21 protein-coding genes are annotated in these 25,072 nt (G+C 70.3%); 11 read left to right on the top strand and 10 right to left on the bottom strand.

Annotation, left to right across the window (positions count from 1 at the left end; genetic code table 11):
- Nucleotides 1–2: 2 nt before the first annotated feature.
- Entirely contained in the window at nucleotides 3–854 is an 852-nt protein-coding gene (locus E3T34_RS06775) for an alpha/beta fold hydrolase (RefSeq protein WP_104099911.1), read from the bottom strand.
- A gap of 192 nt (nucleotides 855–1,046) precedes the next feature.
- Here E3T34_RS06775 and E3T34_RS06770 point away from each other — a divergent pair, with 192 nt between their 5' ends.
- Entirely contained in the window at nucleotides 1,047–1,451 is a 405-nt protein-coding gene (locus E3T34_RS06770; protein WP_233191233.1) for a MarR family winged helix-turn-helix transcriptional regulator, read from the top strand.
- 5 nt (nucleotides 1,452–1,456) lie between these two features.
- Nucleotides 1,457–2,770 carry an MFS transporter gene (locus tag E3T34_RS06765; RefSeq protein WP_134342539.1) on the top strand — a complete coding sequence of 438 codons (1,314 nt, stop codon included), beginning with the start codon at nucleotides 1,457–1,459 and terminating at the stop codon, nucleotides 2,768–2,770.
- A 242-nt stretch (nucleotides 2,771–3,012) separates the two neighbouring features.
- Here the strand turns inward: E3T34_RS06765 and E3T34_RS06760 are convergent, their stop codons facing one another.
- Complete coding sequence (locus tag E3T34_RS06760) at nucleotides 3,013–4,479, bottom strand: peptide MFS transporter (RefSeq protein WP_104099913.1); 1,467 nt, start codon at nucleotides 4,477–4,479, stop codon at nucleotides 3,013–3,015.
- A gap of 116 nt (nucleotides 4,480–4,595) precedes the next feature.
- On the opposite strand from E3T34_RS06760, the gene E3T34_RS06755 reads away from it, so the two are divergent.
- The 4 genes from E3T34_RS06755 (at nucleotide 4,596) to E3T34_RS06740 (ending at nucleotide 7,901) form a co-directional block, all read left to right on the top strand.
- A complete protein-coding gene (locus E3T34_RS06755) occupies nucleotides 4,596–4,991 on the top strand; it encodes a sortase (protein WP_104099914.1) in 396 nt (131 codons plus the stop codon).
- Nucleotides 4,992–5,142: 151 nt separating this feature from the next.
- Complete coding sequence (locus E3T34_RS16450; protein WP_233191235.1) at nucleotides 5,143–5,502, top strand: glycerophosphodiester phosphodiesterase family protein; 360 nt, start codon at nucleotides 5,143–5,145, stop codon at nucleotides 5,500–5,502.
- A gap of 322 nt (nucleotides 5,503–5,824) precedes the next feature.
- Nucleotides 5,825–6,625 carry a FadR/GntR family transcriptional regulator gene (locus E3T34_RS06745; protein WP_104099915.1) on the top strand — a complete coding sequence of 267 codons (801 nt, stop codon included), beginning with the start codon at nucleotides 5,825–5,827 and terminating at the stop codon, nucleotides 6,623–6,625.
- A 16-nt stretch (nucleotides 6,626–6,641) separates the two neighbouring features.
- The gene (locus E3T34_RS06740; protein WP_134342538.1) at nucleotides 6,642–7,901 is read left to right on the top strand and encodes an alpha-hydroxy acid oxidase; all 1,260 of its coding nucleotides are present in this window, start codon (nucleotides 6,642–6,644) and stop codon (nucleotides 7,899–7,901) included.
- 72 nt (nucleotides 7,902–7,973) lie between these two features.
- Here the strand turns inward: E3T34_RS06740 and rocD are convergent, their stop codons facing one another.
- Entirely contained in the window at nucleotides 7,974–9,254 is a 1,281-nt protein-coding gene (rocD, locus tag E3T34_RS06735) for an ornithine--oxo-acid transaminase (protein WP_134342575.1), read from the bottom strand.
- 8 nt (nucleotides 9,255–9,262) lie between these two features.
- Nucleotides 9,263–10,141, bottom strand: a complete 879-nt coding sequence (gene ddaH / locus E3T34_RS06730; RefSeq protein ID WP_134342537.1) for a dimethylargininase — start codon at nucleotides 10,139–10,141, stop codon at nucleotides 9,263–9,265.
- Nucleotides 10,142–10,488: 347 nt separating this feature from the next.
- Between ddaH and E3T34_RS06725 the strand changes: the two genes are divergently transcribed.
- Nucleotides 10,489–10,926 (top strand): Lrp/AsnC family transcriptional regulator, encoded by a 438-nt coding sequence (locus E3T34_RS06725; RefSeq protein WP_104099917.1) that lies wholly within the window; start codon nucleotides 10,489–10,491, stop codon nucleotides 10,924–10,926.
- A 62-nt stretch (nucleotides 10,927–10,988) separates the two neighbouring features.
- Here the strand turns inward: E3T34_RS06725 and E3T34_RS06720 are convergent, their stop codons facing one another.
- The 5 genes from E3T34_RS06720 to E3T34_RS06700 form a co-directional block, all read right to left on the bottom strand.
- Nucleotides 10,989–11,762, bottom strand: a complete 774-nt coding sequence (locus E3T34_RS06720; RefSeq protein WP_174843003.1) for an ABC transporter permease — start codon at nucleotides 11,760–11,762, stop codon at nucleotides 10,989–10,991.
- Nucleotides 11,763–11,908: 146 nt separating this feature from the next.
- Entirely contained in the window at nucleotides 11,909–12,877 is a 969-nt protein-coding gene (locus tag E3T34_RS06715) for an NAD-dependent epimerase/dehydratase family protein (RefSeq protein ID WP_134342536.1), read from the bottom strand.
- 103 nt (nucleotides 12,878–12,980) lie between these two features.
- A complete protein-coding gene (locus E3T34_RS06710; protein WP_241977357.1) occupies nucleotides 12,981–15,794 on the bottom strand; it encodes an alpha/beta fold hydrolase in 2,814 nt (937 codons plus the stop codon).
- Nucleotides 15,791–16,813, bottom strand: coding sequence for a 3-oxoacyl-ACP synthase III (locus E3T34_RS06705; protein ID WP_104099919.1), 1,023 nt, complete (start codon nucleotides 16,811–16,813; stop codon nucleotides 15,791–15,793). Before E3T34_RS06705 ends, E3T34_RS06710 begins: the two co-directional genes overlap by 4 nt.
- Before the next feature lie 173 nt (nucleotides 16,814–16,986).
- The gene (locus E3T34_RS06700; RefSeq protein ID WP_134342535.1) at nucleotides 16,987–20,607 is read right to left on the bottom strand and encodes a bifunctional proline dehydrogenase/L-glutamate gamma-semialdehyde dehydrogenase; all 3,621 of its coding nucleotides are present in this window, start codon (nucleotides 20,605–20,607) and stop codon (nucleotides 16,987–16,989) included.
- A 141-nt stretch (nucleotides 20,608–20,748) separates the two neighbouring features.
- Here E3T34_RS06700 and E3T34_RS06695 point away from each other — a divergent pair, with 141 nt between their 5' ends.
- The 4 genes from E3T34_RS06695 to E3T34_RS06680 all read left to right on the top strand — a co-directional run bounded on the left by E3T34_RS06695 (nucleotide 20,749) and on the right by E3T34_RS06680 (nucleotide 24,200).
- Nucleotides 20,749–21,663: a LysR family transcriptional regulator gene (locus tag E3T34_RS06695; protein ID WP_104099920.1), complete on the top strand. Its 915-nt coding sequence runs from the start codon at nucleotides 20,749–20,751 to the stop codon at nucleotides 21,661–21,663.
- A 72-nt stretch (nucleotides 21,664–21,735) separates the two neighbouring features.
- The gene (locus tag E3T34_RS06690) at nucleotides 21,736–21,894 is read left to right on the top strand and encodes an META domain-containing protein (protein WP_134342534.1); all 159 of its coding nucleotides are present in this window, start codon (nucleotides 21,736–21,738) and stop codon (nucleotides 21,892–21,894) included.
- A 71-nt stretch (nucleotides 21,895–21,965) separates the two neighbouring features.
- Nucleotides 21,966–23,588: an NAD(P)/FAD-dependent oxidoreductase gene (locus tag E3T34_RS06685; RefSeq protein ID WP_104099921.1), complete on the top strand. Its 1,623-nt coding sequence runs from the start codon at nucleotides 21,966–21,968 to the stop codon at nucleotides 23,586–23,588.
- Nucleotides 23,589–23,687: 99 nt separating this feature from the next.
- Entirely contained in the window at nucleotides 23,688–24,200 is a 513-nt protein-coding gene (locus tag E3T34_RS06680) for a hypothetical protein (protein WP_104170044.1), read from the top strand.
- Between the two features lie 253 nt (nucleotides 24,201–24,453).
- On the opposite strand, the gene E3T34_RS06675 is transcribed toward E3T34_RS06680, so the two are convergent.
- A complete protein-coding gene (locus E3T34_RS06675; protein ID WP_134342533.1) occupies nucleotides 24,454–25,017 on the bottom strand; it encodes a thioesterase family protein in 564 nt (187 codons plus the stop codon).
- Nucleotides 25,018–25,072: the final 55 nt, after the last annotated feature.

Below are 25,072 nucleotides of genomic sequence, written 5' to 3'. Positions count from 1 at the left end.
GCCTAATCGGCGCGCACGGCAAAACGTTTGGCCAGCCACCCGATCAGGTCGTCGAAGACATCCTCACGGTTCGTCTCGTTGAACACCTCGTGGCGGGCACCGGGGTAGGTGATGACCCGGATGTCCCGAAGTCCCGACCGCCCGGAATAGGCCCGAACCAGCCTGCGAGCGCTGCGCTCCCCGCCCACGATGTCGTCACCGCCGACCAGGATGAGCAGCGGCAGGCCCGGCGGCAGGTCGCGGCCCGGCCTGCCGAAGAGGCGCGCCGCCTCTCGCAGCCCGAACAGCTTGGCCAGCGGGGTCGTGGTCGTGAGCGGGTCGGCGATGAAAGCGCGGGCCACCTCTGGATCGCGGCTGAGCCACTCCACCCCGGTGTCGCCGAGGTGCTTGTGTCGGCGGTTGAGGTCGCCGCTGTCCAGGTAGCCGGGCATCCGGTAGGCCGTGCCGCTGAGCACGACCGCGTCGTAGTCGGCGGCGTGCGCATTGACGATCATCTGCACCATGAAGGACCCCCAGCTGTGGCCGAGCAGCACGAGCGGCAGGTCAGGGTGAGTGGCGCGGATGATCCCACTCAGCTGGCGTACGCCGGCCACTGCCGCGCGCAGTCCGCCGGGGCCGAGGCGGCCGAGGCGGGACAGGTCGCCGTCATACTGGTGCACTCCGGTCTGGCCGTGGCCGCGGTGGTCGTCGGCGTAGACCGTGTAGCCGGCCGTGTTCAATCGGGTGGCGAGCTCCGCATACCGCTGCGCATGCTCACCGACCCCGTGAGCGAGCTGCACGATGGCCCGCGGGCGATCGACCGGCCAGGTGAAATACGTGATCGAGACGCCAAAGTCATCCGTGTAGGTAGGCACGAGGCCAGTCTGGCAGGACTCGCCCCGCGCGTCTCTGGATTCCGGTTCTTTGCCGTCGATCCTGAACTAGGCTGCGAGCAGGGAATACTTAGCGAGGCTAAGTGGTTAGGGTGGGTAGCTATGGAATCTTCACCGACATCTCACGTGCTTGCGCCGGAGGTCTCCCCTGGTCGACGTGCGACGGTAGCCGAGTTGAGTCACGATTTCCGGCTGGCCAACGGCCGGCTGGCCCGCCGCCTGCGGCAGGAGAAGGCCGACAATGAGCTCAGCTCGAGCCAGTTCTCGGCCCTCGGCACCCTGTTTTTCCATGGCCCGTTCACCCTCCGCGAGCTCAGCGAACGCGAGCGGGTCACGCCGCCGTCGATGAACCGCACGGTCAACGCGCTGGTCGAGGCTGGCCTCGTGAACCGGGCCGGCTCTGCCGACGACGGCCGCAAGGTGGTGCTCACGGTGACCGACCAGGGGCGCACCCTGATGCGGGAGACGCGCAAACGCCGGGATGCCTGGCTCGCACAGCGCATCGTCACGCTCAGCCCCGACCAGCGCCGGATCCTCACCGAGGCCGTCGACATCATGAAGGAACTCGCCAACAGTTGAACAACATGTTCCGCTCCCTGAGCATCCCGAACTATCGAATCTGGTTCGCGGGGGCCCTCGTGTCGAACATCGGAACCTGGATGCAGCGCACGGCCCAGGACTGGATCGTGCTGACCGAACTGACCGATTACAACGCCACCGCGGTGGGCATCGTGATGGCTTTGCAATTCGGGCCCCAGCTCGTGCTGATGCCCTGGTCCGGCCTCATCGCGGACCGGTTCAACCGGCGCAGACTGCTCATCCTGACGCAGACCCTGATGGGCCTGCTCGCCCTCGGCCTCGGTGTGATCACCGTCACCGGAGTCGCGGAGCTGTGGCACGTCTACCTCTTCGCCCTGGGCCTCGGGATCGTCGCGGCGATCGACGCCCCCGCCCGCCAGACCTTCGTGTCGGAGCTGGTCTCCGACAACGACCTCCCGAACGCCGTGGCCCTCAACTCCGCATCGTTCAACGGCGCCCGGCTGATCGGACCGGCCGCCGCGGGGCTGCTCACGGTCGCCGTCGGCGCCGGCTGGGTCTTCATGATCAACTCGGCGACGTTCGCGGCGACGGTGCTCGCGATGACTCTTCTGCGCACCGTTCAGCTGAGGCCGCAGCCGCGGGCCACCCGCGAGCGGGGACAGCTGATGGCTGGCTTCCGGTACGTGTCCCGCCGGCCAGACATCATCGTCGTGTTGATCACCGTCTTCCTGGTGGGCACCTTCGGCTTCAACTTCGCGATCTTCACGGCAACGATGGCCACGGTCGAGTTCGGCATGGGTGCCAGCGAGTTCGGGCTGCTCAGTTCGATCATGGCCATCGGCTCCGTCGCGGGCGCGCTGATGGCCGCCCGTCGCGGCCGGCCGCGGCTGCGTCTGGTCATCGTCGGATCCTTCGCGTTCGGCCTGTCCTGCGCTGTGGCCGCGGTGATGCCCAACTACCTGACCTTCGCGATCTCCCTGACCTTCGTCGGCCTGTCCTCGCTGACCCTGATGACCACCGCGAACGCCTACGTGCAGACCACGACGCGGCCGGCCATGCGCGGCCGGGTGATGGCGCTCTATATGGCGATCTTCGCCGGCGGCACGCCACTCGGGGCGCCCCTGGTGGGCTGGGTAGCCGACCAGTTCGGCCCGCGCTGGGCGCTGGGCGTGGCCGCGCTCTCGGGCCTCCTCGCGGCCGGGGCGGTGCTCTTCTGGATGGTGCGCTACCGCAGCCTGCGGGTACGGTTCCGCCGGGGCATGACCCCACGAATGCGGGTGCACCACGACGGAGACGGCCGCACCGCCGAGACCGCCACCCGCGAAATCGCGATCGTCGAGGCCACGGCGACGCGCTAGCGGAGTGAGACCCGACGAGCCTGGCGGCAGTTCTCCCCGAACGAATTCGACGGAGATTCTGCCCAAATCGTTGCCATAAGGCCCGAAAAAGCAGGTTTCGCTCAGATTCTCCGTCGAATTGGTTCAACACCGGACACCGCGCCCCCCCTTGCTGAACAGAGTCCGCGCGGTGCAGCCAGCTCTGAGCCTGTGGGGCGCAACACAACGAATCGCTTGGCATCCACTCGGCTGACGGATGCCGGTCAGCGCACGCCGTTCATCAGCCGCAGGATCGGTCGGGCGATCAGTGCGAGCAACAGCCCGAGCACGATCGCGACCCCGCCGATCACGCTGAAGTAGACCGTCTCCGACACCGATGTGTACCACTCGGCGAGCCAGCCGGACACCGCGGTGCCCAGGGCGATCGAGAGGAAGAACAGCGCGACCATCTGGGTCTTGAAGGGTTCCGGGGCGAGCCGCGTCGTGACGGCCAGGCCGACCGGTCCGATCAGAAGCTCCGCCACCGTGAGCACGAACAGGATCGCGATCATCGCGAGCAGTGGCGTCGAATTCGGGCCGCCGTCGACGAACGGGAGGAACAGCAGGAACGCGGAACCCATCAGCGCGGTGCCGAACGCGAACTTGACCGGGGTGGACGGCTGACGGGAACCCCAGCGCGTCCACAGCGCGGCGAAGGCACCCGAGAGCAGGATGATGAAGACCGGGTTGAACGACTGCACCCACGACACCGGCAGCTCCCAGCCGAACACGTCGCGGTTGAGCCGTTCGTCGGTGTAGATGGTCACCACCGTGAACTGCTGCTGGGAGAGGGACCAGAACGCGGCACTGGCCACGAACAGCGGCATGAACGCGTAGACGCGTTTGCGCTCGAGGGCGGTGATCTGACGGTTGCGCAGGATGACCACGAAGTAGCAGACCGTGGCGATCAGGGTCAGCGCGATAACGATGGTGACCAGGCCGGATGCCGTGATCACGCCGAGCAGGACCAGCACCACGATCACGGCGGTCGTTGCGATCGCGGCCCAGAGGTAGCCGGCGTGGCGCGACGCCGGCAGCGGGTTCGGCACCTCGTGCACGATGGCCGGCAGGCGCTTGCGGCCGAAGGAGTACTGCACCAGGCCGATCGCCATCCCCACGGCGGCGAGCCCGAACCCGTAGTGGAAGCCGAGGGTCGTCTGCAGCAGGCCGGTCAGGACCGGCCCGAAGAAGGCACCCAGGTTGATGCCGAGGTAGAAGAGCGAGAAGCCCGCGTCGAGCCGAGGGTCGTCCTTGGCGTAGAGCGCGCCCACGACGCTGGTCGCGTTGGCCTTGAGCCCGCCGCTGCCCAGCGCGATCAGGATGAGCCCGGTCGCCACGCCGCCGATGCCCGGCAGGAGAGCGAGTGCCACGTGCCCCACCGCGATCACGATGGCGCTGCAGAAGAGCACCCGCTCCGAGCCCACCAGGCGGTCGGCCACCCAGGCTCCCAGAATGGTCGACAGGTAAACGCCGCCGCCGTAGGCCCCCACGATGCCTGCCGCGGTGGCCTGCGGGATCCCGAGGCCGCCGTCGGCCGCGGAGTAGTACAAATAGAGCAGCAGGATGCCCTGCATCCCGTAGAACGAAAACCGCTCCCACATCTCGACGCCGAACACGTTGGCGAGGGCGCGAGGCTGTCCGAGGAAGCTTCGGTCGTCACGGGTGGGAGATTGTTCAACAACCGAGCTCATTGCTTGACCTTACCGTGTGCCCCCAGACCTGGGGGCATCGGCAGGGTCGCGGCATCCGGCCCGGAGGGCACGGTACGATTTTGCCCGTACCGTTACGACGACCGGGAAGGGGCAACGTGGACACCTTCTCGCTCGTTTCCCTCCTCAGCGAGGTGCTGACCCTGATCGGCCTGGCCGTCGGCGGGGCACTCTTCGCGGCCGGTCTCGTCGCGCGCGGCGTGAAGGGTCGCTGGGTACTGACGGATGGCGTCATCGCGTCCTCCCGGGCCGGAACGGTCATCCGCTGGTTCGACCGTGACGGCGAGGTGCACGAGTGCCCGGCGAACACACACGAGACGCACGGGCTCGCGCCCGGCGACGACGTGCCGGTCTGGTTCAGCCTCCGCACCCCCTCCCGGTGTCGCACCCACACCCCGGAGGCCGAGGGCCGGGCACTGCGCCTGACCGGCCTGATCCTGCTCGGCATCGGTGCCGCGTCCGGCGTGCTCGGCATCGTGCTGCTCTTCATCTGAGATCCTCTGCGTTCGCACGGAGCCCGCCGCCGTGACCAGGCCCGGTCAGCGCTCGGAACGATCTCTCCACCCCGGCCACGTCCGGTTCGCAGCGTGGAGAACCGGAGGCGGACTGCCGCCGGTTCACGCAACTCCAGGGGAACCACGCAATGTGCTCAATCCTGATCGCGGCGGCCGCGGCCAGTGGACCGAGGAATCACTGACCGCCTTCGCCGGGTCTCCCGAGTTGGGTGTGAGCACACTCGAGCTGGACACCCATTTGTCCAGTGCCAACCAGGTGGTGGTGTGGCACGACGACGTGATGACGTCCAGCAAATGCGCCGACGCCGCTCCCGCGTTCCCCGGCGACTCGGCCTTTCCCTATGCCGACGACCGGGTGCGCGACCTGAGCCTGGCCGAGATCCGCACCCTGGACTGCGGCTACCAGCAGTCGCCGGGCTTCCCTGAGCAGGCGAACACCCCCGGCAGTCGGATCGGTCAGTCCTGCAGAGCTTCGACTGGGCGTCACTGAACCTCACCCGGCAAATCGCCCCGGATCTGACCCTGGGGGCCCGATCGAGCGGGGATTCCTGACCGGGCGTCGGGCAGCCCGAATCCAGCCCGAACCTGGGCGGCCTCGGCCTCCCAGTCGTCCCGTGGACGGTGAACGAGACCGCGGACTTGACCAGCCTGAGTGCGGCCTGAAGGTGCCGGCGGCGTATACCCGGTGGCTGATGCGCCGCGGGCGCTGGTGCGCATCGGGCGCGTCGTGTAGCGTGTGGTCAGACCACACCGCCCGACGCATGATCCCCGCCGGGCACACCGCATGCCACCCCAACGTCGAGGAGGAGCCCATGAGCATCGAACGCCGTGCCTGGGAAGTCGTGTTGCAGAACATCGAGCTGGATCTCCTCAGTGGGCGACTACGCCCGGGTGACCATCTTCCGCCCGAGCGGGCCCTCGCCGCCGAGCTGGGCGTCGGACGGTCCAGCGTGCGCGAGGCCATCCGGGTGCTCGAAGTGCTCGGGCTGCTTCGCACGTCCGCCGGGTCGGGGCCCACGGCGGGTGCGATCATCGTGGCCCTGCCCGGCGGCGGCATGTCGGCGCTGATGCGTCTGCAGGTGGCGGCGCAGGGGTTCCCCGTCTCTGACGTGGTCAAGACCCGGCTGGTGCTCGAGGCCTCGGTCGTGACCGAGCTGGCGGAGGCATCCGCCCAGGCCAGTTCCACCATGGACGCCAACGCCTCCCTGCACCCCGACCTGACGACGCCCGAGCTGCTGCTCTGCGCCATGGAGTCTCCCGCGCTGACCGAGGGGGAATTCCTGGCCCTCGACGCCGCGTTCCACCTGGCCCTGGCCACCGCATCGGGCAACCAGGTCGTGACCGCCACGATGGCGGGGCTGCGCAGTGCCATCGAGGGCTATGTGCGGGCGGGCGCGACCAGCCTCACTTCCTGGCCCGACACCTCCGCCCGTCTCCGCACCGAACACCGCGCGATCCTCGGCGCGATCGAGGCCGGCGATCCCCCGGCCGCCCGCAGCCTCGTGCAGTCCCATATCGCGGGTTACTACGCCGAAACCCACCTTGCCAACCACCTGCCCGACCTCTTCGCCAACGACCACACGGATGCCAACGGGCACCCGGTGGCCCGATAGAAAGGACCCTTCGACCATGGTTCAACGACGCATCCCGAAGATCAAAGACCTTGCCCCGCTGATGCACTTCAAGACCCCCGAACTGAACGCGAAGAAGCGCCGCCTCGAGGGCGCGCTCACCATCTACGACCTGCGCGACATCGCCAAGAAGCGCACCCCCAAGGCCGCGTTCGACTACACCGACGGCGCCGCCGAGGCTGAGCTGTCGCTGGGCCGTGCCCGCCAGGCCTTCGAGGACATCGAGTTCAACCCGTCGATCCTGCGGGACGTGTCGGCCGTGTCGACGGGCTGGGACGTGCTCGGCGCCCCCGTGGCCCAGCCCTTCGGAATCGCCCCGACCGGGTTCACCCGGATGATGCAGACCGAGGGTGAGATCGCGGGCGCCCACGTCGCGGCCCGGGCCGGCATTCCCTTCTCCCTGTCGACCATGGGCACCACGTCGATCGAGGACGTCAAGGCCGCGAACCCCCACGGGCGCAACTGGTTCCAGCTCTACATGTGGAAGGACCGCGACCGCTCGATGGCGCTCGTGGACCGGGCCGCGAAGGCCGGCTACGACACCCTGCTGGTGACTGTGGACGTGCCCGTGGCCGGCGCGCGCCTGCGCGACAAGCGCAACGGTTTCTCGATCCCGCCGGCCCTGACCGCCGGAACGGTCATCAACGCACTGCCGCGGCCGGAGTGGTGGATCAACTTCCTCACCACCGAACCGCTCGCCTTCGCCAGCCTCGACCGCTGGAGCGGCACAGTCGCCGACCTGCTCGACACCATGTTCGACCCCACCGTCACCTTCGAGGACCTGGCCTGGATCAAGGCGCAGTGGCCCGGCAAGATCGTCGTCAAGGGCGTACAGAGCCTGGCGGATGCGCGCACGCTCGCCGACCTCGGCGTGGACGGCATCATCCTCTCCAACCACGGCGGGCGCCAGCTCGACCGCGCCCCGATCCCGTTCCACCTGCTGCCGAACGTCGTGCGCGAGGTCGGCAGCGAATACGAGGTGCACCTGGACACGGGCATCATGAGCGGCGCCGACATCGTCGCGTCCGTTGCCCTCGGTGCCCGCTTCACCCTGATCGGCCGCGCCTACCTCTACGGCCTGATGGCCGGCGGCGAGGCCGGCGTCGACCGGGCCGTCCAGATCCTCTCCGAGCAGGTCTCCCGCACCATGCGACTGCTCGGCGTGAACAGCCTGGAGGAGCTCGAGCCTGGCCACGTCACCCAGCTCGCACGCCTCGGCCGCATCGCGCAGCCGGTGGCAGCATCCGTCGGCGTGTAGTGTCGTGGCCGCCCGGCCGGTCGCACCTCGCCGAGTGTCGGCGTTTGTGCCGAGCTGACCCGTTCCAGCGGGTCAACTCGGCACAAGCGGGATAACTCGGCGGCTCGGCTTCGCGGCGGCGAGCTCTGCGAGCACGGCGGCCAATTGCTCGACCGCCCAGTCGAGGTCGGCCTCGGAGACCACGATCGGCGGGGCCAACCGGATGGTGAAGCCGTGGGTGTCCTTCGCGAGCACGCCGCGGGCCAGGAGGGCCTCGCAGACCACCCGGCCGGGGGCCAGCGTCGGGTCGATGTCGATGCCGGCCCAGAGGCCGGCGCCACGCACGGCCACGACGCCCTGGCCGATCAACCCGGTCAGCCCGTCGTGCAGGCGGGCGCCGAGAACACGCGCGCGCTCCTGCTGCTCGCCGGTGGCCAGCAGTTTCACCACGGCGAGGCCGACGGCCGCCGCCAGCGGGTTGCCGCCGAAGGTCGAGCCGTGCTCGCCGGGGCGGAGCACACCGAGGATGTCCCGATTGCCGACGACCGCCGAGACCGGCACGATGCCGCCGCCGAGTGCCTTGCCGAGCAGGTAGAGGTCAGGAACGACGCCCACCAGGTCGCAAGCGAAGGTCGCTCCCGTGCGGCCGAGGCCGGACTGGATCTCGTCGGCGATGAACAGCACATTGTGGCGGTTCGTGATCTCGCGCACGGCCGGCAGGTAGTCGGCCGGCGGCACGACGATGCCGGCCTCGCCCTGGATGGGCTCGAGCAGCACCGCGACCGTGTTCGCGTCGATCGCAGCCTCGAGGGCCGCGGCGTCTCCGTAGGGAACCGTGCGGAACCCCGGCGTGAACGGCCCGAAATCCTTACGGGCCGACTCGTCGTCGGAGAAGCTGACGATCGTGGTGGTGCGGCCGTGAAAGTTCTCCCCGGCCACGATGATGTTCGCCATCCCGGCGGCGACGCCCTTGACCCGATAGCCCCAGGCGCGGGCCACCTTGATGCCGGACTCCACCGCCTCGGCGCCCGTGTTCATCGGCAGGACCATGTCCTTGCCGGAGAGCTCGGCGAGCGCGGTCACGAACGGGCCGAGCTGGTCGTTGTGGAAGGCGCGGCTGGTGAGCGTGATGCGGCCCAGTTGCTCGCGAGCGGCGTCCAACAGGAGCGGGTTGGAGTGGCCGAAGTTGACCGCGGAGTACGCGGCCAGGCAGTCCAGGTAGCGGCGGCCGTCGACATCCGTCACCCAGGCGCCGTCGCCGGACGCGACGACCACGGGCAGCGGATGGTAATTGTGGGCCGCGTGCTCGTCTTCCAGCGCGATATACGCGGCCTGTCCGAGCGCGGCGGCCGGGGCGGTGGCCTGGTCGGTCATCGGGTCGGTCATCGGCGCAGCTCCAGGGTGCAGCACTTCACGCCTCCTCCACCGAGCAGCAGCTCGGACAGGTCGACCCCGATCGGGTTGAAGCCGCGGGCGCGCAGTTGGGCCTCGAAGCCCTTCGCCCGCGCGGCGATGACCACGTTGTAGCCGTCGGAATAGGAGTTGAGGCCGAGGATGGCCGCGTCCTCCTCGGCGACGATGATGGCGTCCGGGAATCGCTCGCGCAGGATGGCCAGGCTCGGCTCGTCGAACGCGCTCGGCAGGTAGGCGATCTCGCCGTTGCCCGTGGCCGGCGACGCGTCGAGCACGGCGATGGCCGTGTCGAGGTGGTAGAAGCTCGGATTGATCAGGTTGAGCGTGATCACGGGGCGGCCGTAGATCGCCGACACCTCTTCATGGCTGTTCGAGGCGCTGCGGAACCCGGTGCCCGCGAGGATCACGTCGCCCACGAGCAGGAAGTCGCCCTCGCCCTCGTTGATCTCCGCCGGCACGCGCACGTCGAAGCCGTTGGCACCGAACCAGTCCATGTAGGCCGGACCTTCCGGCTGGCGTTCGGCGTAGGTGAAGGCCGCGCCGTAGGAGATGTTGTCGATGACGAATCCGCCATTGGCCGCGTAGACCATGTCCGGCAGGCCGTCGACGGGTTCGATCAGGTGCACGTCGAAGCCGAGGCCGACATAGGTGTCGTGAAGCGTTTGCCACTGGGCGACGGCGAGCGCGGTGTCCGTCGGGATGGCGGGATCCATCCAGGGGTTGATGCGATAGACGACGGAAAAGAATTCGGGCTTGCACATCAGCACGGTGCGCTTGACGGGCGTGCGCACGGGAAGGGCCGGCGAGACGAGCTCGTCCAGGTTCGGGGCGGTGAGGTTGGTCGACATGGTGACTCCTTCGGCGGCCATCCGCCCCCTTCGGGTGAGGTCGGCTGGCGGGGTGGATGGCGGACCAGGTCACTCACGAGAGCTCTGCCGACACGAAACGCCTGGGCAGAGACGCCATGCTTAGTCTCACACAGCACGAATCGGATGTGCACCCCACTCTGCGCCGAAAACGTGCGCGCGTCCGGCCCCTCACGCAGTTTTCCGCCACAACGGGCGATGACGGATGCCGCACGTCCGCCCGCTGGTCCGCTCGCCACGGCGCAGCTATCCAGTGAATTGCGCTATCGGGCGCGGGTTTTCTGCGTTAATGCGTGCGCCAGCGCAACGATGCCCCCTAGACTCTCGGCATGGACAACCTCGACCGTGGCATTCTCGACCTGCTCCGCCAGAACGCCCGGGCGGGATACGGCGATATCGGCTCGGTCGTCGGACTCTCGGCGTCGGCCGTGAAACGCCGGGTCGACCGGCTCGTGGCCGACCGCGTCATCCGCGGTTTCACCATCCAGGTGGATCCGGCCATCGACGGCATGAGCACCGAGGCCTACGTCGAGCTGTTCTGCCGCGGCACCGTGGCGCCCGAGGAATTACTGCGCATCCTGTCCGGGGTGCCAGAGGTCGTGGACGCCGGAACCGTCACGGGCAGCGCCGACGCCATCGTGCACATCCGGGCCCGGGACATCCCCGGTCTGGAGGCGGCGCTGGAAAAGGTGCGTTTGGCACCCAACGTGGACCACACCCGCAGCGCGATCGTGCTCTCCCGGCTGATTCACCGCTCCGCCGAGTAGCCGCCCGGCTCCCAGCAGGATCGGACCGGCCGGCGCCGAGGACATCAGCGCGGCGCGTGTCGCTAGCCCGGCACCGGGACGGGGCGCCGGGTCACGGGGGCCAGCAGGTGGATCAGGGCGACCGCCGCGATCGATCCGGCGCAGAGGATGCCGGCAAGCACCACGATCTGGAACCGCCCTGCCTCGAGCGGCGAGGCTCCACCGAAAATCGCTCCCACGAAGGCTCCGGGCAGCGTGACCAGCCCGGTGGTCTTCGTCTGGTCGGTCGAGGGGATCAGGGCGAAGTACACCGCGCGGCAGGCCAGTTCTCGGGTGGACTGGCGCGGGGTGGCGCCGAGGGCCAGCCAGCCCTCGACCTCCTCCCAGTGCTCGGTCACGCCCTCGGTGAAGCGCCGGCCGGAGAGCGTGGCGATCGACATGGCGTTGCCGATGATGATGCCGCCGAACGACAACACGTAGCGCGGCGTGAACTCGAGCGCGCCGGTGCCGAAGACCACGAGGAGGGTGACCATCACGCCCAGGCCCATCGAGGCGGCCACCCAGGCCGCGTGCCGCCGGGTGGCGCCGATCCGGCGGGTGACCGTGCCGACCGCAGCGGTGAACATGACCGCCAGACCCACGCCGACCCAGAACGGGTTGGAGATGATGCCGCTGAGGATCAGGCTGATCGCGGCGAGCTGCAGGGCGCCGCGCAGCACGGCGAGGGCCGGTGCGAACGGATGCGGCACCCGGTAGCCGCGCAGCACCAGCGTGACGATCGCGATGAGCAGCGCGATCCCGAGCAGGGTCGGCGCCAGTCCGGCCAGCTGGGCGGGGAGGTCGCGGGGCCAGGTCACGTGACGAGCCTAGCGAGCCGCCGCGCCCGGCAGGCCCCGGTGATCGGAATCCGTCAACGACTGGGCTCCGTCAGCGCGCGGAAGGGGCGCTGGCGATCGCACGGACGGCCCTGGGCATCCGTTGAGGCCGCCAGTGCCCGAGAAAGCTAGCCGTCGTACGAGGCGGCGAGGCGGCGGAAGCCCTCATCGAGGCTCACCGCGGGCGTCCACCGCAGCTCGGACCGGGTGCGGCGCTGGTCGAACCAGTGCGCGGTCGAGAGCTGCTCGGCCAGGAACCGGGTCATCGGCGGCTCGTCGGCGCCCGGACGGATGCGCCAGGCCGCCTCGATCAGCGCCCCCGCACCGCGGGCAACCCCGGCCGGGACCCGCCAGGCCGGCGCCGGCACGCCGGCGGCCCGGCACATGCCCGCGAGCAGTTCGGCGACCGGCCGCGGCTCCCCGTTCGTGATCACGTAGGAGCGGCCGTGCACGGCGTCGGCCTGATCGAGGGCTGCCGCGATGGCCGTGGCGGCGTTGTCGATGTAGGTGGTGTCGATCAGGGCGGCGCCGTGGCCGAGCAGCGGCAGGCGTCCGGCGCGGGCACGCTCGACGATCCGGGCCACGAGCTGGGTGTCTCCCGGGCCCCAGACCAGGTGCGGCCGCACGGCGACCACGCGCAGGGCGGCCGAATCCGCGGCGAGGGCGACCAGTTCGGCCTCGGCCTTGGTGCGGGCGTAGGGACCGCGGGCTTCGGCCGGGTCGGCCGGCTCGGCGTCGCCGCCGACAATGGATGCCCCGGTGTGGGCGACCGAGGGCGACGACACGAAGACGAAGCGGGAGGCTCCGGCATCCGCGGCCGCGGCCAGCAGGGTGCGCGTGCCGCCCACGTTCACGGCGGCGAACTCGGCCGGGCTGCCGGCCAGGGACACCTTGGCGGCCAGGTGCACGACCGCGTCCATTCCGGTGACGGCGCGCCGGGCCTCGGCGGGCGCGGTGACCGAGCCGAGTAGGTCGGTCACGCCGGGCACGCCCGACGGGCGCCGCTGGAAGGCTCGCACCTCGTGTCCGGCGGCCGCGATCTCGGCCGCGACGGCCCGGCCGAGGAAGCCGCTGGCCCCGGTGACAAGCACCCTCACGGCAGCACCGTCGGCGAAAATGTGCTGCGCGGGTGCTGCGTCGCTGCGCGCGTGGCGTGCCGGCAGCGGAGGGGCGCAGCCTGCGCGTGACGCGAGAGGCGCCTCACGGGCGGGTCATCCGCGCGCCGGATAGGATGCCGCCGGCCCAGCGCCCCAGCCGGGTGCGGTCGATCTTCGAGTTGTGACGGATGTCCGTGGGCAGGTGCGGCACGACCAGCACCGCGGCCAGCGGCAGCCCCGCGACGGCACGCACGGCGGCGGCCAGCCCGGGGTCGGCCAGCGCGACCCGGCGGGTCGGCGTGCGGGTCTCGACCACGGCGACCACCTGCTGGGTGCCGGTCGGCCCAACCCCGACGACGGCGGCCCGGGCCACCGCTGCGACGGACTCGATGCGCTGCTCGGGACCGACCGGGGTCACGACGCCGGTCGCCGTCGTGATCACATGCGGCAGGCGCCCTTCCACCCAGAGGCGTCCGGCGTCGTCGAAGTGCCCGACGTCGCCCGTGCGGTGCCAGCGTTCACCGGGCACGGCGCCGCTGCGGGCGGCCCGGTCGGTCAGCCACAGGCGGTCGTAGTGGTCCTCGACGTGCGGCGCGGAGACCACGATCTCGCCGGTGACCCCGGCGGCCTCCGACAGCTCGCCGGTGGCGTGCCCCTGGGCGTCGAGGGCGCTCGTGCGGATGCGCGTGGTCGCCGTCGCGCGGCCGACGCAGACCCCGCCGGGGCCGGCCGGGGCATCCGTCGCCGTCGCGGCAGAGGACAAGGCAGACGGCGAGACCCCCGGCGTGGTCGCCGTGGCCATCGCCTCGCGGATGCCGTCGAGCGAGATGTCGGCCATCAGCAGCCCCTCGGTCATGCCGTAGGGCGTGTGCGCGGAGGCCGACGGCATCAGCCGGGCCGCGGCCGCGAGCAGTGGCTCGGAGACGGGGGCACCAGCGGAGAGAAAGCTCGACACGCCGGCGAGGCTGACATGGTCGGCGGCGGTCAGGCTGCCGGCGGTGGCCACGACGTTGGCCAGCGCGGCCGGCGACAGGAATACCACGGTCGCGTCGATGGCGGCGACCGCGGCGGCGACGGATGCGGCGGTCAGGGTCTTCGGCTTCGTCACGTCCATGTCCGGGGTCACCGAGCGGGCGCCGAGGGCCGGGCCGAGCAGCGCGAACGGGGCGAAGCCGGCCACCAGGCCGGTGCCGCGGCCCACGCCGTACTGCGCGAACAGCGCGTGGCTGACCGCGGCGAGCTGGCCGTGCGTGTAGACGACGCCCTTGGCCGGCCCGGTCGAGCCGGAGGTGAACAGCACGGCGGCAGTGTCTCCGGGTTCCGGCGGCGGCGGAAGCTGCTCGTCCCCGCCGAGCGCGATCAGCTCGGTGAGGGTGGCGGAGATGTCGAGGGCGCGCATGGCGGCGCGGGGAAACCGCGCCACGGAGATCTTCTGGCCGGGCCAGTCGAGGGCCCGGGCGGCGAGCAGCCCGGGGGCGGCGCCGATCACGTGGTCGGGGCGCGCGCCGCGCACGGCGCGGGTCAGCCCGCGTAGGCCGAGACCGGCATCCGCGACCACCACGACCGCGCCGATCCGCACGCAGGCGTAGAGCACCGCGGTCAGGTCGGCGCCGGGTGGAACGAGCAGCGAGACCCGGTCGCCTTTCCGCACGCCGATACGATCGAGGCCGCAGGCGAGCTGCCGCACCCGCCGGGAGAGCAGGCGCCAGCTGACGACGCGGGGTGCGCCGCCCCCGGGCGGGGCCATGTCGATCAGCGCGGTCTCGTCGCTGTTCTGCAGTTCGTCCAGATAGTGCCAGAGCGGATGCCGCTCGCCGGCCGCCCAGCCGTCCACACCCTGTTCGACCGAAACGGCAACCTGAGGGGCAGCGGAGGAAGCGGCGGAGGCGGCAGCGGCGATTGCAGCGGCAGGCACCGCGCGGTCGCCGAGCCAGGTCAGGGCGGCCGCGGCGTAGTCGACGTCTTCCATGACGAGATGCCCGGCACCCTCGAAGCGATGCACGTCCGCGTGCGGCAGGCGGTCCACGAGGTCGTCGAGGTAGCGATCGCTGAAGATCGGGTCGGTCGGGCCCCAGAGCATCAGGGCCGGTACGGTCAGGTCGCGGATGCCGCCGGAGATGCGGGCGATTTCGGCCGCGCTTTCGTGTGCGCCATGCACCGGGATGTCGGCGACGAACGCGCCGATCCCGCCGCGGCGGGCCGCGCCGCGGTAGGGCGCGCGATACGCCTGCTTCACCGCGGCCGGAAGCGGCGGGTGCGCCAGTGCCAGTGTCGTCTCCAGAAACGCCGGCGTGGCCACAGTGCCGGAGCCGAGCACGCTGCTCCGCAGGGCCAGCCGCAGCGGGGCCGGCACCGGCGCATCGCTCGGCTGGTGCACGGCCGTGTTCAGCAGCATGACCCCGGCGAGCACGTCCGGGTGGTCGACGGCCCAGCCGAGCGAGATCGACCCGCCCCAGTCGTGACCGAAGGTGACCACCGGGCCGGCCAGGCCGAGGGTGTCGGTGAGCTCGCCCAGGTCCCGCACGCGCGTGGCGAGCGGGCGCACCGCGCCGCTTCGCTCGGAGAAGCCCATCTCGAGCTGGTCGACGGCGATGACGCGCCAGGCCTCGCCGCCGTGACAGGCCGCATCCGTCGCCGCCGTGACGAACTCGCGCCACAGGTAGGACCAGGTGGGGTTACCGTGCACGCAGAGCACCGTGCCCACGGGGGTGACGCCCAGCTCGGCGAGACGCTCCGCGTTGTCGAGCAGGTGCCAGGTGCGGGTGACCGGATGCCCGGAGGCGGTCGACACGACCGGCACCAGGCGCGAGAACGCGGCATCGAGCCCCGACAGGCCGGCCGGCGGCAGGGACGCGGGCGCCGGCGTCGCCGCGGCGCGCGGGAGACGGTAGGACACGGGGGCAGAGCCGCGCTTCACCAGGCGAGTTCCATCATGGCCGTGTTCAGGCCACTGCCGACGCCCATCAGCAGCACCCGGTCGCCGGTCCTGAGCCGCGCGGCTTCCTCGGCCAGGGTGATCGGGATCGACGCGGGCCCCACATTGCCGTACAGCGGGTAGGTGAGCGGCACCCGGCTGCGGTCCAGCCCGGTCGCCTTCACGATCGCGTCGGTGTGCACATCCGATACCTGGTGCAGGATGTACCGGTCCATGCCCGACCAGTTCCAGTCGCGTTTGGCCTCGGTCCAGGCCGAAACGACGAGCTCCATGCCACCCTTGAGCAGCGCCTTGGCGTCGGTGAACATGCCGTCGACGCTGCCGACGCAGAGGCCGTTGAACTCGGTGGCGGCGCGGGTCACGCCGCCGAGGATGCGGTGCCCCTCCGGATGCGCGTCGGCCCGACCGAGCACGGCCGCGGCCGCGCCGGAGCCGAGCGTCAGGCTCGCGAACTCGCTCATGAAGTCCTTGCGGTTGATGTCCGGGCGGCCGAGGCGCTCGATCGTGTTGGTCTGGATCTCGTCGGCGTCCTCCCCGTCGATGATCACGGCGTACTGCACCTGGCCGGAGTCGATCAGCTGTGCGGCCAGGGTCATGCCGTTGACGAAACCGAGGCAGGCGTTCGCGATGTCGAAGTTCGTGGCCGAGGAGGGCAGGCCGAGGCCGTGGTGGATGCGCACGGCCACCGAGGGCTCGAGGTGCTTGCGGGTCACCGAGGTGTTGATCATCAGGCCGACCTGGCCCGGTTGGATGCCGGCGGCGGCCAGGGCGCGCGTGCCGGCCGCGACGGCCGCGTCGTCGAAGGCCTGGCCGGGCGCCCAGTTGCGGCGCTCGTGCACGCCCGCCACCCGCTGGAGCAGGCCGCTCGGCAGCTTCAGCCGTTTGAGGGCCGGCTGCAGGCGACGATCGATGTCCACCGAGGTCGTGACCTGCGGGGCGAGCTCGGTCGCCACCGACAGCAGGGCGACATTGCGGTGCGTCGTCGTTGCGTTACCGTCCAACTGTGGATCCCCTGTCGAATTGCAGCAGTGGTCAGCCGCGCCTCGATCATTGTGCACCAGAAGCCTGATCGTTGTCCGCACTCCTGCTGGTGCAGTCGACCGCAGACTGCGGCCACCAAAGTCCTATTTTAGCCTTGTGGTCGACCGCCGTCGCACGGGCCGCAGCCCGGCCCCTAGATGATCCCCTCGGAGAGTGTGCTCGGGTTGCCGAAGCGGTGCGCCGTGATCGAGATCGCCTGCTCGCGCAGGAACGGGAGCAGCTCGACCCGGCCGGCCTGGGTGACGGGGTGTGCGTACACCGCGATGTCCGGGCTGCCGCCGAGCGCGTGGGCCAGGCGGGAGGCCTCCGCCTGCGCCCCTGTCAGGCGGTCCCCGCCGATCAGGCGCACCCGGCTGGTGCGGATGCCACCGGCCTCGGCCCGCTGCAGCCATTCGTCGTCGCTCTCGACCGAGACCGCGATCTCGCGCTCGGCGAGCACGTTGCGCACCATCGGCGGCACCGGGATGGCGCTGGAGACCTCGAACGACGCCGTCGACAGGGTCGCGGCAATGATCACGCGCAGCAGGTCGGCGAGGGTGCCGGCCTCGGTCAGGCGCACGGTGACGGGCAGCGGGCGGTAGCGGAACAGGTTGCGTTCGAGACCGAGGTCTGAGACGTCCCTGACCGCGCCGAACTCGTCGCGCCAGGCCAGCGCGTCACTCAGCGCCGACCGGCGCAGCACGTCGAAGTCCGCGTAGTCGAGCACGGTCTGCGCCGCCTCTATCAGGGCGGTGACGGTTTGGTCGAGGCCGCGCAGGTGGAGCGTCGAGCTGTTGCGGCCGGCTTCGCTCACCCAGCTGCCGAACCCGTACAGGTAGTTCGGGCCGCCGGCCTTGGTGCCCGGTCCCACGGCCGAGCGCTTCCAGCCGCCGAAGGGCTGGCGCTGCACGATCGCGCCGGTGATGCCACGATTCACGTAGAGGTTGCCGGCCTCGATCGTGTCCAGCCATTCGGTCAGCTCGGCCGGGTCGAGCGAGTGCAGCCCCGAGGTGAGGCCGTAGTCGACCGCGTTCTGGAAACGGATGGCTTCCGCCAGGTTGCGGGCGTGCATCACTCCGAGCACGGGCCCGAAGAACTCGGTCAGGTGCACGTAGGAGCCGGGCAGCACCCCGGTGCGGATGCCCGGCGACCAGAGGGTGCCGGACTCGTCGAGCTGCTGGGGCTCGACCAGCCACTTTTCGCCGACGCCGAGCGTGGTGAGGGCGTGGCGCAGCTTGCCCTCGGCCGGCTCGATGATGGGGCCCATCTGGGTGACCGGGTCGGAGGGGCGGCCGACGCGCAGGGAGGTCGCGGCATCCGTCAACTGACTGATGAAGCGCTCCGATTTGGCGACCGATCCGACCAGGATGACCAGGCTCGCGGCCGAGCACTTCTGCCCGGCGTGCCCGAAGGCGCTTTTGATGACATCGGCGGCGGCGAGGTCGAGGTCGGCGGAGGGAGTGACGATGATGGCGTTCTTGCCGCTTGTCTCGGCCAGGAGGGGCAGGTCCTCGCGGAAGCTGCGGAACAGCTGCGCGGTCTCGTAGCCCCCGGTCAGGATGACGCGGTCGACGGCCGGGTGCGAGATCAGGCGGGTACCCAGTTCCCGGTCGGCGAGGTCCACGAGCACGAGCAGGTCGCGCGGCACGCCGGCTTCCCAGAGCGCCTCGACCATGACCGCGCCGGAACGCTGGGCGAGCTTGGCGGGCTTGACGATGACGCCGGAGCCGGCCGCGAGGGCGGCGAGCACGCCGCCGGCGGAGATGGCTACCGGGAAATTCCACGGCGGGGTGACCACGGTCAGCTTCGAGGGCACGAAGATCGCACCCTGCACGGCGTCGAGGTCGCGGGCCCGTTCGGCGTAGTAGTGGGCGAAGTCGATCGCCTCGCTGACCTCGGGGTCACCCTCGGCGATGGTCTTACCGGTTTCGGCGGCCATCACCTCGATCAGGCGGTCGCGGTTCGCGGCGAGCGCGAGCCCGGCCCGGTGAAGCACTGCGGCGCGCTCCGCTCCGGTGCGCTGCCCCCAGGCGGCGCCGCAGGCCGCCGCGGCCTCAATCAGGCGGTCCAGCTCGGCCGGGTCGCTGACCCGGGCGTCACGGATGGCGTCCAGCCCGAGCGTGGAGGTCTCGACCCGGCTCAGGATGTGACGACCCCAGGCCCGGTTCGCGGGCAGGGACGGGTCTGTGTCGGGTTCGTTGTGGAAACCGGGGTGCGGCAGGCTCTCGACCGAGCCGCGGGTGAGCCCGAGCACGGCTGCGGTGAGCCCGACGCCGGACTCGTCGCCGAATTCATCCTCGTCATCGCCGGATTCGCTTGCGGGTACCTCGCCGCGGCCGGCTGCATCGAGCTGGGTGACCTGGGTACGGTCCTGGCGGCGGTTCGGCTGTGGGACGACCGCGTCGAGGCCCGCGAGAGAGGCCAGGAACCGCTCCTTCTCGCGGTCGAAGAGCTGCGGGGAACTCGTCAGCTCGAACACCGCCGACATGAAGTTGTCCTGGCTGGCGTTCTCCTCGAGGCGGCGGATCAGGTAGCTGATGGCCACGTCGAATTCGGCCGGGTTCACGACGGGCGTGTAGAGCAGGAGGCGGCCGACGTCGCGGCTCACGGCCTCGGCCTGGCTGGTGGCCATGCCCAGCAGCATCTCGAACTCGACCCGGTCGTCCACGCCGCGCTTCGTGGCCAGGAGATGGGCCCAGGCCACGTCGAAGAGGTTGTGGCCGGCGACGCCGATCTTGACGGCATCCGTGTTCTGCGGGGTGAAGGCCCAGTCGAGCACGCGCTTGTAGTTCGTGTCACTGTCCTGCTTGGTGGAGTAGGTCGCCAGCGGCCAGTCGTGCACGGCCGAGTCGACGTGTTCCATCGCCAGGTTGGCGCCCTTGACGACGCGCACCTTGATCGGGGCTCCGCCCGCGGCCCGGCGGCCCTGCGCCCAGTGGGTAAGACCCTGCAGGGCCCCGAGGGCGTCGGGCAGATAGGCCTGCAGCACGATGCCGGCCTCCAAGTGCAGCAGCTGAGGCTGGTCGAGGATGCGCTCGAACACCGCGATGGTGAGGTCGAGGTCGCGGTACTCCTCCATGTCGAGGTTGATGAACTTGGCCCCGGTGGTGGAGCCGCCCCCGGTGGTCGAACCGCCCCCCGCCGCCAGCTCGTAGAGCGGGGTCAGGCGTTCGACGACGCGGTCGACGGCCTCGTCGAAGGACCACATCGACAGCTGGCTGGCGATGGAGGAGACCTTGATCGAGACGTAGTCCACGTCGTCGCGGGCCAGCAGGGCGCGGGTTCCCTCGAGGCGGCGCAGCGCCTCCTTCTCCCCGAGCACGGCCTCGCCGAGCAGGTTGATGTTGAGCCGGTTGCTGGACTCGCGCAGGTGGGCGATCGCCGGACCGAGCTTCTCGGGCGTGGCGTCCACGACCAGGTGCCCGACCATCTGGCGCAGCACCTTTCGCGCGGCGGGGATGACCACCCAGGGCACCACCGGGCCGAGCACGCCGCCGAGGCCGATGGCCGCGCGCAGGTAGGAGGGCAGGAAGCCGGGCGCCTGTTTCGCAACCTTCTGCAGGTTGTAGCCGGCGACCATGAGGTCTTCCGGGCGCATGACGCCGTCGACGAAGCCCACGGTGAAGTCGAGCCCGTTCGGGTCTTTCAGCACGCCGGCGAGGCGCTGGGCCGACAGGTCGGCGGGGATCGTGGCGCTCTCGGCGAGCCACTTCTGCACGAGGGCGACCACATCGGCGCTGAGATCGTGCTGCACGGATGGAGTGGAGTTGGTCATGGTCACGAGGCTAGTTCTTTCGTTCACGGCGGACGGCTGATCTCAGTGTGAGGTTTTCGTTCCTTTAGCAAAAGCGAATCTTTATGATCGATATTGATTAGCATTTATGATCAGTATTGAGACGATCGAGGAGGGTGACGGATGCTGGATGTGCGCCGACTGCGTCTGCTGCACGAGCTCAAGATCCGCGGCACCCTGGCGGGAGTCGCCGAGGCCCTCGCTTACAGCCCGTCCGCCGTGTCGCAGCAGCTCGCGCTACTGGAGAAAGAGGCCGGGGTTTCCCTGTTGCAGAAGGTCGGGCGCCGGGTGCGGCTCACCCCGCAGGCCGAGGTTCTGGTGCTGCACACGACCTACCTGCTCGAACGGCTGGAACTGGCCGAGGCGGAGATGACCGCGTCGCTGACGACCGTGTCCGGCACGGTGCGCGTGGCCCTGTTCCAGTCCGCGGCGCACGCCCTCATCCCTCAGGCCCTCACGTTGCTCGCCGAGGAGTTCCCCGAACTGCGGGTCGAGGTCACCGAGCGCGAGCCGGAGCGCGGCCTGTTCGAGGTGTCTGCGCGCGATTTCGACCTCGTGCTCGCCGAACAGTATCCCGGGCACACCCGGGTGCACTGGCCTGACCTGGACCGTGTGAACCTGGCGACGGATGCGCTCCGGCTGGCCGTTCCGCCCTCGCGCGGCGGCCGCGCGGCGGCAGCGTCGCTCGCCGACGCCGCCGATCTGCCCTGGGTGATGGAGCCGGAGGGAACCGCCTCACGGCACTGGGCGACCCAGCTCTGCCGGTCGGCGGGATTCGAGCCCGACGTGAGGTTCGAGACGGCCGACCTGATCGCGCACATCCGCCTGATCGAATCCGGCAATGCCGTCGGCATCCTGCCGGACCTGATCTGGGCCGGGAAGATGCCGACCGTTCGCGGTGTCGAGCTGCCCGGCGGGCCGCTCCGCACCGTCTTCTCCTCGGCCCGGCGCTCGAGTGCCAGCCGACCGGGCGTGCTCGCCGTGCGCGACGCCCTGGCCCGCGCCGTGGAACTGGTCGCCGCCCCGGTGACAGGCTGACCTTCCCCGGCTTTGATCGTTGAACGGGCGCGTCCGGCGGCTCGCGTCGACACCCGTGAACGGAGCCCCACCATGACGAAGCCAACCGCTGTGCTCGCCTTCGCCGCCGTCGCCCTCGCGCTGGGCCTGACCGGATGCTCCACCGGCACCGACGGCTGCAACCGGCTCGTCGGCACCTGGTCGATGAGCGGCGACGCCGTCGAGCTCGGCACGCTCGCACGTGCCGACTGACCCGGCCGGGCGGTCAAGCTGCGCGGGCCCGACGCCCCGGGCTGGCCTCGGTTCCTGAGTAGTCTCGGTGCATGAGCGAACCCACACACGATGTCGTGATCATCGGCGGCGGACACAACGGCCTGACGGCCGCCGCCTATCTGGCCCTGGCCGGCAAAAGCGTTCTCCTACTCGAGCAGGGCGAACACGTCGGAGGCGCGGCCATCTCCGCCCCGGCCTTCCCCGGCGTCGACGCGCGGCTCTCGCGCTACTCCTACCTGGTCAGCCTGCTGCCGCAGCGAATCATCGACGAACTCGGTCTCGAGATCGGGCTGGCCCGGCGCCGGTACTCCTCGTACACCCCCGATCCGGCCGACACCCGAACCGGACTCCTGGTCGACCGCGGCGACGAGCCGGCCACCCGCGCCAGCTTCGACCGGGTCGGCGCGGCCGCCGATTTTTCTGCCTGGAATGCCTTCTACCGTGACACGGAGAGCGTTGCCCGGGCGCTCTTCCCCACCGTCTGCGAGCCGCTGCCCACGCGCTCGGAGGCCAGGACTCTTCTCGGAGACGACATGCTTTGGGAGCAGTTCTTCGAGCGGCCGCTCGGCGGCGCGCTCCGTGATCGCTTCCAGAACGACCTCGTGCGCGGGGTGGTCGCCACCGACGGCCTGATCGGCACCTTCACGTCGCTGGACAGCGCGGAGCTCGACGCGAACCGCTGCTTCCTGTACCACGTCATCGGCAACGGGACCGGGGACTGGGACGTGCCGGTCGGCGGCATGGGCGCCGTCTCCGGCGAGCTGGAGAAGGCCGCCCGGCAGGCCGGCGCCCGGATCGTGACGGAGGCCGAGGTCACCGGCGTCACGCCGGAGGGCGAGGTGAGCTACCGGCACGGCGGCGCCCTGCGGGTCGTTCAGGGCCGGCACGTGCTCGCCAACGTCGCCCCGTGGGTGCTGCGGGGTCTCCTCGGCGAGGCCGCGCCGGCATCCGTGCGCCCCGACGTCGAGCCGGGTGCCGGCCCGAGTGCCGGGCCGAGCGCGGGGCCCGACGCCAAACCGGAGGGCGCGCAGGTCAAGGTGAACCTGCTGCTCCGCCGACTGCCGCTGCTGCGCGACGAGGACGTGTCCCCCGAGGCCGCGTTCGGCGGCACCTTCCACATCAACGAGACCCTGACGCAGCTGGAGAGCGCCTACGACCAGGCCGACCACGACGGCTTCCCCGAGCTGCTGCCCTGCGAGATCTACTGCCACTCGCTCAGCGACCCGAGCATCCTCTCCCCCGAGCTCGTCGCCGCCGGCGCGCAGACCCTCACGGTGTTCGCGCTGCACGCCCCGCACCGCTGGCTCACCGAGGAGAACAACGACGTCAGCCGCGACCGGCTGCAAGCCGCCGTTCTGGCGTCGCTGAATTCCGTTCTGGCCGAACCCATCGAGGACCTCTTGCTGAGCGATGCCGCCGGCCGGCCCTGCATCGAGACGAAGACCACGCTCGACCTGGAGCACGCCCTCAACCTCCCCGGCGGCAACATCTTCCACGGTCCTCTGGAATGGCCGTTCCTCGAGGACGACGCGCCGCGATCCACCGCGGCCGAGCGTTGGGGGGTGGCGACGGAGCATCCGCGGATTCTGATCTGTGGGGCGGGCGCCAGACGCGGCGGCGGCGTCAGCGGCATCGGCGGTCACAATGCGGCGATGGCGGTGCTCGAGGGGTAGGCGCCGGGTCCCGGCCGGAGGGCGTGGCTGTTGATCCCCGCCCGGAGAAGGGCATAGTTTTGTACTGAGGCCCGTGCCTCACTCACCGTGGAGGTTCGCATGTCATTCAAGCCAACCGGACGCCTTGCCTATCGCGAAGACGGTCTGTACCTCATGCTCGACCGGCTCTTCAGCGCGTCGAAGGACGACGTCTGGGCGAGCGTGAGCCGGTCCGCCGGTCTCCAGGGCTGGATCGGAACCTACACGGGCGCTCCCGAGACCGGCGCCGTGCGATTCAAGTTGGACGAAGCGGATGCCGAGTGGGAGTACGTGAGCATTATCAAGTGCATCCCGCCGAAGCGGTTCACCGCCGACATCGGCGAGGGTGCCGCCGCCCGGCACGTGATTCTGCACCTCGTCGAGGGGGCGGGGATGACCACCCTCACCTTCGGCCAGCGCCTGCACTCCGCCGCGGAGGCCGCCACCGTCGGCCCGTTCTGGGACTACTACTTCGACCGTCTCGTTGCGGCGCGCACCGGCCAGCCGATACCCGCCCGGACCCACTACAAGCCCCACGTCGAGTACTACAGTGAGCTCATCCCGCCCAAGAAGGCCACCGAACCCACCGTCTAGTCCTGATCGATTGGTTGTGTCGCTCGCGGAGGATCAGAGCTGATCGCCCCGCGTGGACGCTGGTCAGCACAGGCGCCACGCCAGGCCCGGCGTCGAACCAATTCGACGGAGATTCTCGGGCAAAACTGCATTTCCGTACTGTTTCGGGTTGATTCGGGCAGAATCTCCGTCGAATTCGTTCGGGCTACGGGCGAGGGTGCCGCAGGACCCCGGGCTCGGCTGACACGGCAGACACGGCGCGTGGCGCTCCCACTCAGGTCCAGTGGCTGGGGGCGGCGGCGCGGGTGGCGGGCATCGCGACATCCGCGCTCCACTCGAGCAGCCAGGCCGGCACCGTCACGTCCTCGGGCACCGCGCCCACGGCGTCGACGAGCTCGTCGATGCCCACGACCCCTCCGCTGCGCTTCAGGAACCGTCCGCGGATGAAGCCCTGCGCATAGATCTCCGGGGTTCCGTCGGCGTCCGGCCGCACGAACCGCTGCTCCACGTAGACGGCCTTCTCGTCGAAGCCCAGGATGCGCGACTCCACCGTGAACTTCTGGCCGAGGGTCAGCGACTTGCGGAAGCTAATCGTCTCCGACACCACCACCGGGTACCATCCGCGCTTCAGGAAGATCGCCCAGATGCCGGTACGGTGCAGCATGTCGAAGCGGGCGATGTCCATGATCGACAGGTATACGCCGTTGTTCATATGCCGAAGGATGTCCTGGTCGGTCGGCAAAGTGATGAACCGGGTGCTGGCCACATCGTAGTGGCCCAGGCGCGGGCCGAAGCGGGAGAGGAAGGAGTGCAGGAGGGTGCGCCAGAGCATGTGCATCTTGAGAGGCTAGCCACCGGCGGTGCCGGGGCGCATTCTGCTGCCGCGAGCCACA

The organism is Cryobacterium sp. TMT1-62 (genome assembly GCF_004403145.1).
Lineage (GTDB): Bacteria > Actinomycetota > Actinomycetes > Actinomycetales > Microbacteriaceae > Cryobacterium > Cryobacterium sandaracinum.
The sequence above is the reverse complement of the archived record's forward strand: the minus strand, read 5'-3'. Positions and strand labels throughout refer to the sequence as shown.

Bases quoted from the DNA above. Each gene is read 5' to 3' on its own strand.
- E3T34_RS06745 (WP_104099915.1), top strand. From the start codon at position 5,825: ATGAGCATCGAACGCCGTGCCTGGGAAGTCGTGTTGCAGAACATCGAG.
- E3T34_RS06685 (WP_104099921.1), top strand. From the start codon at position 21,966: ATGAGCGAACCCACACACGATGTCGTGATCATCGGCGGCGGACACAAC.
- E3T34_RS06725 (WP_104099917.1), top strand. From the start codon at position 10,489: ATGGACAACCTCGACCGTGGCATTCTCGACCTGCTCCGCCAGAACGCC.
- ddaH (WP_134342537.1), bottom strand. From the start codon at position 10,141: ATGTCGACCAACCTCACCGCCCCGAACCTGGACGAGCTCGTCTCGCCG.
- E3T34_RS06760 (WP_104099913.1), bottom strand. From the start codon at position 4,479: ATGAGCTCGGTTGTTGAACAATCTCCCACCCGTGACGACCGAAGCTTC.
- E3T34_RS06740 (WP_134342538.1), top strand. From the start codon at position 6,642: ATGGTTCAACGACGCATCCCGAAGATCAAAGACCTTGCCCCGCTGATG.
- E3T34_RS06765 (WP_134342539.1), top strand. From the start codon at position 1,457: ATGTTCCGCTCCCTGAGCATCCCGAACTATCGAATCTGGTTCGCGGGG.
- E3T34_RS06680 (WP_104170044.1), top strand. From the start codon at position 23,688: ATGTCATTCAAGCCAACCGGACGCCTTGCCTATCGCGAAGACGGTCTG.
- E3T34_RS06695 (WP_104099920.1), top strand. From the start codon at position 20,749: ATGCTGGATGTGCGCCGACTGCGTCTGCTGCACGAGCTCAAGATCCGC.
- rocD (WP_134342575.1), bottom strand. From the start codon at position 9,254: ATGACCGACCAGGCCACCGCCCCGGCCGCCGCGCTCGGACAGGCCGCG.
- E3T34_RS06690 (WP_134342534.1), top strand. From the start codon at position 21,736: ATGACGAAGCCAACCGCTGTGCTCGCCTTCGCCGCCGTCGCCCTCGCG.
- E3T34_RS06675 (WP_134342533.1), bottom strand. From the start codon at position 25,017: ATGCACATGCTCTGGCGCACCCTCCTGCACTCCTTCCTCTCCCGCTTC.
- E3T34_RS06700 (WP_134342535.1), bottom strand. From the start codon at position 20,607: ATGACCAACTCCACTCCATCCGTGCAGCACGATCTCAGCGCCGATGTG.